Below are 5,635 nucleotides of genomic sequence, written 5' to 3'. Positions count from 1 at the left end.
GTGGGCGATGCCGAGTTCATGCAGCAGGTGGCCCCCGTACTGCAGTCGCTGGCCAAGCTGAGCGAAGTCAAGCTGTTTGACGATGAAGCCGCCTGGCAAGCCGCTGCGCAAGCTGCCCCCACCGTGGTGGCGGGCGACGCGCGCCTGTGCTTGCACATGGCAATCGACGTAGACGCCGAAAAAGCCCGCTTGGGCAAGGAAGCCGCGCGTTTAGAAGGCGAGATCGCCAAGGCGACAAACAAGCTGAGCAACGAAGCCTTTGTGGCCAAAGCCCCGCCCGCCGTGATCGCCCTGGAACGTGGCCGCATCACCGACTTTGGTGCCACGTTGGAACGGCTGAAAGAGCAATTGGCGCGCCTGGGGTAAGCATTCGCAATGTGACGTTGATCCGTCACAGTCTGCCACTAGCATGGACTGCTTTAACCACGGAGCGTCCATGCTTGCCTTTCCCACGCGCACCCTTTTATGCACCGCCATGGCTTTGGGCCTGGGCGCTTGCAGCAGCTTGCCCGGTGGCAACACCAGCACCTTGAACGGCCAACCCCCGCTGGTGATTGCGCACCGGGGTGCATCGGGCTACCTGCCGGAAGAAACCAAAGAAGCCTACATCCGCGCCATCGAGCTGGGTGCCGACGTGATCGAGATGGACATCATCGTCACCAAAGACCGCCAACTCATCGCCCGCCACGACCCGAACCTGGCCATCAGCACCGATGTGGCCAAGCACCCCGAATTCGCGGCACGCAAGAAGACCCTGCAGATCGACGGCGAAACCCAGACCGGCTGGTTCAGTGACGACTTCACGCTGGCCGAAATCAAAACCCTGGGGGCGATCTCCACCGACGCAGAGCGCCCGCAGCAGTTCAACGGCCAGTTCAAAGTCATCACCTTCCAGGAGGTGATTGATCTCGCCAAAGCGCAGTCCATTGCCACGGGCCGCAGCATCGCTATCTACCCGGAAACCAAGAACCCCAGCTACTTCGCGGCGCTGGGCATACCGATGGAAGACGAGTTTGTGGCCACCATCGTCAAGGCCGGCTGGAACAGCAAAACCGCCCCCATCTTCGTCCAGTCCTTCGAGCCCAGCAGCTTGCAGTACATGCGGACCAAAGGCCTGCAGACCAAGGTGGTGCAGTTGATTGACGGCGACAGCGTAGACCTGCGCACCGGCAACGTCACGTTCAAAGCCCCCAGCGATCGCCCCTTCGACTGGACCATGGTGGGTGACAAGCGCAACTTCGATGCCATGTTGACCCCTGCGGGCCTGGCAGAAATAAAAACCTATGCCGACGGCATTGGCCCCTGGAAGCGCTACATCATCAGCGTCAAAGGCAGCATCGGAGCCGACGGCAGGCCCATGGATGTGAATGGCGACGGCAAAATCAACGACGCGGACGCTACGTCGATGGCACCGACCAATTTGGTAGCCGATGCGCACAAAGCCGGGCTGTTTGTGCACCCCTTTACCTTCCGCAACGAGTCACGCCGCCTGGCGATGGACTACCAGAAGGACGGCACGAACGAGTACACAGCCATCTACAAAACCGGTGTGGACGGCGTGTTCACCGACTTCACCGACACCGCACTGGCGGCCCGTAAGGCATACCTCGGAAACTAAAAGCCAACGGCGCTGCCACTACGGGCAGCTTCAATTACCGGCGGCGCAGGACGTGGATGTAGTCCGCGCCTGCGGTTTGCTGGTCCACCAGCTCGTTGCCGGTTTGCTTGGCAAACGCCTGGAAATCGCGCACCGAGCCCGGGTCGGTAGACACCACCTTGAGCAACTGGCCGCTTTGCATGTCGGTCAGCGCCTTTTTGGCCTTCAAGATGGGCAACGGGCAGTTCAGGCCGCGGGTGTCGATTTCTTTGTCTGTCTGCATGGGGCTGTTGTCCTTGGATATCCTAGGGTGGATTTCGATTTTAGTTCTTAACATTTTCAACCGGGTTGGGCAGCATGGGCTCCATGAACTGCGGCTCAAACCCGCGCCCGCGTAGAAAATCAGCCATTGCATAACCGGTCCCGGCGGGCCAGCACCTCACATCGGCCAGGTCGTACAGCCGATAGTCCACCAGTTCGGGCGACAAACGCACCTCGCCATGGGCGACCGCGTGGTAGACGATCAACACCTGGTTCATGCGCTGAAAGTCGTACACGCCCACCAGCTTCAGCTCTGAGGTTTGCAGGTTGGTTTCTTCCAGAATCTCACGGGCCATGCCCTCTTGCGGGGTTTCGCCTGCCTCCATGAAGCCGGTGATCAGCGCGTACATCGCGTTGGTCCAGGCCGCGTTGCGCGCCAACAAGATTTGTCCACCGTATTCCACGATCGCGCCCAGCACCGGCGTGGGGTTGTTCCAATAGGTGAAGTCGCATGCCGGGCAGCGCAGCCGCTCTTGGGGGCCGCCGTCTTCCAATTGGCTGATCAAGGCCAGCGGTGTGGCGCACTGGGGGCAGAATTTGAAGGCAGAGGGCATGGATGGGAGTGGTCGCCGTTGCTATAACAAAAAGAGCTGCTTGCGCAGGTGGAATCTGCGCCAGAGCCCTATTTTTTATAAATTTTTACGCGGGGAAAACGCCGGTGGACAAATACCGGTCACCCCGGTCGCAGACGATGAACACCACCGTGGCGTTGGTCTCGCGCTCGGCGATCTGCTGCGCCACCCAGCAGGCTCCGGCGGCGGAGATGCCCGCAAAAATGCCCTCTTCGCGCGCCATGCGGCGGCACATTTCCTCGGCATCGTCCTGGCTCACATAGGCTAGTTCGTCCACGTGCGTGGGGTCGTAAATCTTGGGCAGGTAGGCCTGCGGCCATTTGCGGATACCGGGGATGCGCGAGCCCTCGCTGGGCTGGGCGCCGATGATGCGGATGGCGGGATTCTTTTCTTTCAGGAACCTGGACACGCCGGTGATGGTGCCGGTGGTGCCCATGGCGCTGACGAAATGGGTGATCTGGCCCTGCGTGTCGGCCCAGATTTCCGGGCCAGTGTTCTCGTAGTGGGCACGCGGGTTGTCGGCATTGGCAAACTGGTCCAGCACCCGGCCCTTGCCTTCGCGCTGCATCTGGTCGGCCAGGTCGCGGGCGTATTCCATACCGCCACTTTTGGGCGTGAGGATCAGCTCGGCACCCAAGGCCTTCATGGTCTGGGCGCGCTCGATGGACAGGTCCTCCGGCATGATCAGCACCATGCGGTAGCCCTTGACGGCAGCGGCCATGGCCAGCGCAATGCCGGTGTTGCCCGAGGTGGCCTCGATCAGGGTGTCGCCCACCTTGATTTCACCGCGCTCCTGCGCCCGCTGGATCATCGACAGCGCGGGCCTATCCTTCACCGAACCGGCCGGATTGTTGCCCTCCAGCTTGCCCAGCACCACGTTGCCGCGCTCGGCGTTAGCGGCTGCGCCAATGCGCTGCAACGCCACCATCGGGGTTTTTCCGATGACATCTTCAATTGTTGGATATTTCATACCCTGCACTGTGCCATAATATTGGTCTTGCTTCTGCATTGCCCGGGTGGTGAAATTGGTAGACGCAGGGGACTCAAAATCCCCCGCCGCAAGGCGTGCCGGTTCGATTCCGGCCTCGGGCACCACACACCAAAAACCCCTTAACTCCAACGAGTTAAGGGGTTTTTTTTTAGCTGTCAGGCCGTGAAGTACAGTAAATTCTGAAAATTCGGGAATCAAAGGAATCCAGTATGAACTTGCAGCCCCTGACCCAGCGTTTTGTTCTGCACTTTGGCGAAATGGGTAGCCGCTGGGGCATCAACCGCACGGTTGGCCAGATCTATGCCCTGCTGTTTGTGTCGGCCAAGCCGCTCAATGCCGATGAAATTGCCGAAGCCCTGGCATTTTCGCGCTCCAACGTCAGCATGGGGCTCAAAGAGCTGGCCTCGTGGAACCTGGTGCGGCTGCACCACCTGCCTAACGACAGGCGCGAATACTTCCATGCACCTGAAGACGTGTGGGCCATCTTTCGCACCCTGGCCGCCGAGCGGCGCAAACGCGAGATCGACCCCACCCTGTCGATGCTGCGCGATGCCCTGCTGGAAGAACCCACGGCGGATGAAGATGTGCACGCCCAGGCCCGCATGAAGGAGATGCACGACCTGATCGAGCTGGGCACTTCCTGGCTGGACGAGGTGCAGAAGATGGATTCAGCCTCTCTGGCCCGGCTGATGAAGATGGGCTCCCAGGTGCAAAAACTCATCCAGGTCACAGACCGGGTGAAACAGGTCTTCAAGTCCGAAAAAACCCCCTGATATTTATCCGTGCGGTGGTTTATCGAGCTTGTCATGCCGCGTGGCGGCATCGTCCATCAGCTCGTACCACATGGCATTGAGCACCGCAAAGGTTGCAGCCAGGGGCAGGCCCAGCAGCCAAGAGAAGTACCACATATTTAGAATCCTTTTAGTTAATGGTGTGCGCAACGGCCTTCAGTACGCGTGGCCACGGTTGTCGCGAATGGCATCGGCATCCACCTTGCCCCACATCACCTTGTAGACCCAACTGGTATAGGCCACGATCAGCGGAATAAAAATCGCGGTGACCACCAGCATGATGAACAGCGTCAGATGGCTGGAAGATGCGTCCCATACCATCAGGCTGGAGCGCGGATCGAGCGAAGAGGGCAGGATGAACGGGAACATCGACACGCCCACGCTCAAAATGATGCAGGCAATCGACAGCCCGCTGGCCAGCAAAGCCAGCCCACCACGACGCACCCGCAAGCAAACCAGGGCCAGCAAAGATCCGGCCACCCCCAGCGCAGGCACCAACCACAACACCGGTTGGGCGGCGTAGTTGGCAAACCAGGCACCGGCTTGCAAGGCCACGGTTTTCAGCAGTGGATTTGACGGCCCGTTCACCGGCAAGGCGCTGGTGACCTGGTAGCCCACCACCCAGCCCCACATCACCCAGCCCGCCAAGGCATACAGCACCACGCTGGCGATGGCGGCCACACTGCCGATGCCCCGCGCCCGCTCGGCCACCGGGCCCGAGGTTTTTAATACCAGCCAGGCACTGCCATGCAACACCAGCATGGCTACCGCGACCAGGCCACACAGCAGCGCAAACGGGTTGAGCAGGCCGAAGAACGTGCCTTCGTAAAAGATGTGCATGTCGTTGGAGAAACGGAAGGGTACGCCTTGCAGCACATTGCCGATGGCCACGCCGAAGATCAGCGAAGGTACAAAACCGCTAAAGCACAGCACGGCATCCCAGCGGGCGCGCCAACCCGGTTCTTCACGCTTGCTGCGGAACTTGAAGGCCACGGGCCGCAAGATCAAGGCCAGCAAAATCGCAAACATGGCCAGGTAAAAGCCCGAAAACGACACCGCATACAGCGGCGGCCAGGCGGCAAAAATAGCGCCTCCGCCCAGAATCAGCCAGACTTGGTTGCCCTCCCACACCGGGCCCACGCTGTTGATTATGACGCGGCGCTCCAGATCGTCGCGCCCGGCAAACGGCAGCAGCATGCCCACGCCGAGGTCAAAGCCATCGGTGACGGCAAAGCCGATCAGCAAAATACCCAGCAGCAGCCACCAGACTAGGCGCAGGGTTTCATACGAAAGCAGTTGATGCAAGACCATGTTGGTGTTCCTCAGTTCAAATAGCAGCGGTACGGGGGTTGCGCACCGGAGG

The 5,635-nt window shown here is 60.3% G+C and carries 7 protein-coding genes, 1 tRNA gene and 1 pseudogene; 4 read left to right on the top strand and 5 right to left on the bottom strand.

All coding sequences use genetic code 11. The annotated features are described in order from the left end of the window. Positions 1 to 366, top strand: a pseudogene (locus ABI213_RS17225) (valine--tRNA ligase); the annotation flags it as partial. Positions 367 to 436: 70 nt separating this feature from the next. Continuing rightward, a complete protein-coding gene (locus ABI213_RS17220) occupies positions 437 to 1,618 on the top strand; it encodes a glycerophosphodiester phosphodiesterase (protein ID WP_348006158.1) in 1,182 nt (393 codons plus the stop codon). Positions 1,619 to 1,652: 34 nt separating this feature from the next. Here ABI213_RS17220 and ABI213_RS17215 read toward each other — a convergent pair whose 3' ends face one another. From ABI213_RS17215 to cysM, 3 genes are all read right to left on the bottom strand, one after another. Further along, entirely contained in the window at positions 1,653 to 1,880 is a 228-nt protein-coding gene (locus ABI213_RS17215) for a sulfurtransferase TusA family protein (RefSeq protein ID WP_348006157.1), read from the bottom strand. A 40-nt stretch (positions 1,881 to 1,920) separates the two neighbouring features. Beyond that, positions 1,921 to 2,472: an NUDIX hydrolase gene (locus ABI213_RS17210; protein WP_348006156.1), complete on the bottom strand. Its 552-nt coding sequence runs from the start codon at positions 2,470 to 2,472 to the stop codon at positions 1,921 to 1,923. An 85-nt stretch (positions 2,473 to 2,557) separates the two neighbouring features. Beyond that, a complete protein-coding gene (gene cysM / locus ABI213_RS17205) occupies positions 2,558 to 3,460 on the bottom strand; it encodes a cysteine synthase CysM (RefSeq protein ID WP_348027987.1) in 903 nt (300 codons plus the stop codon). Positions 3,461 to 3,500: 40 nt separating this feature from the next. Between cysM and ABI213_RS17200 the strand changes: the two genes are divergently transcribed. Beyond that, positions 3,501 to 3,585, top strand: a tRNA-Leu gene (locus tag ABI213_RS17200). A gap of 105 nt (positions 3,586 to 3,690) precedes the next feature. Beyond that, positions 3,691 to 4,254, top strand: a complete 564-nt coding sequence (locus ABI213_RS17195; RefSeq protein WP_348027985.1) for a GbsR/MarR family transcriptional regulator — start codon at positions 3,691 to 3,693, stop codon at positions 4,252 to 4,254. Positions 4,255 to 4,257: 3 nt separating this feature from the next. Here ABI213_RS17195 and cydX read toward each other — a convergent pair whose 3' ends face one another. Together cydX and cydB are read right to left on the bottom strand one after the other, a co-directional pair. Next, entirely contained in the window at positions 4,258 to 4,389 is a 132-nt protein-coding gene (gene cydX / locus ABI213_RS17190; protein ID WP_315243155.1) for a cytochrome bd-I oxidase subunit CydX, read from the bottom strand. 39 nt (positions 4,390 to 4,428) lie between these two features. Then, complete coding sequence (gene cydB / locus ABI213_RS17185; RefSeq protein ID WP_348006153.1) at positions 4,429 to 5,583, bottom strand: cytochrome d ubiquinol oxidase subunit II; 1,155 nt, start codon at positions 5,581 to 5,583, stop codon at positions 4,429 to 4,431. Between the last annotated feature and the right edge of the window lie 52 nt (positions 5,584 to 5,635).

It is taken from the genome of Rhodoferax sp., from assembly GCF_039922535.1.
Lineage (GTDB): Bacteria > Pseudomonadota > Gammaproteobacteria > Burkholderiales > Burkholderiaceae_C > Rhodoferax_B.
The sequence above is the reverse complement of the archived record's forward strand: the minus strand, read 5'-3'. Positions and strand labels throughout refer to the sequence as shown.

What these genes read in the sequence shown, in the direction of transcription:
- ABI213_RS17210 (WP_348006156.1), bottom strand. Translation starts at nt 2,472, where the DNA reads ATGCCCTCTGCCTTCAAATTCTGCCCCCAGTGCGCCACACCGCTGGCC.
- cydX (WP_315243155.1), bottom strand. Translation starts at nt 4,389, where the DNA reads ATGTGGTACTTCTCTTGGCTGCTGGGCCTGCCCCTGGCTGCAACCTTT.
- ABI213_RS17215 (WP_348006157.1), bottom strand. Translation starts at nt 1,880, where the DNA reads ATGCAGACAGACAAAGAAATCGACACCCGCGGCCTGAACTGCCCGTTG.
- ABI213_RS17220 (WP_348006158.1), top strand. Translation starts at nt 437, where the DNA reads ATGCTTGCCTTTCCCACGCGCACCCTTTTATGCACCGCCATGGCTTTG.
- cydB (WP_348006153.1), bottom strand. Translation starts at nt 5,583, where the DNA reads ATGGTCTTGCATCAACTGCTTTCGTATGAAACCCTGCGCCTAGTCTGG.
- cysM (WP_348027987.1), bottom strand. Translation starts at nt 3,460, where the DNA reads ATGAAATATCCAACAATTGAAGATGTCATCGGAAAAACCCCGATGGTG.
- ABI213_RS17195 (WP_348027985.1), top strand. Translation starts at nt 3,691, where the DNA reads ATGAACTTGCAGCCCCTGACCCAGCGTTTTGTTCTGCACTTTGGCGAA.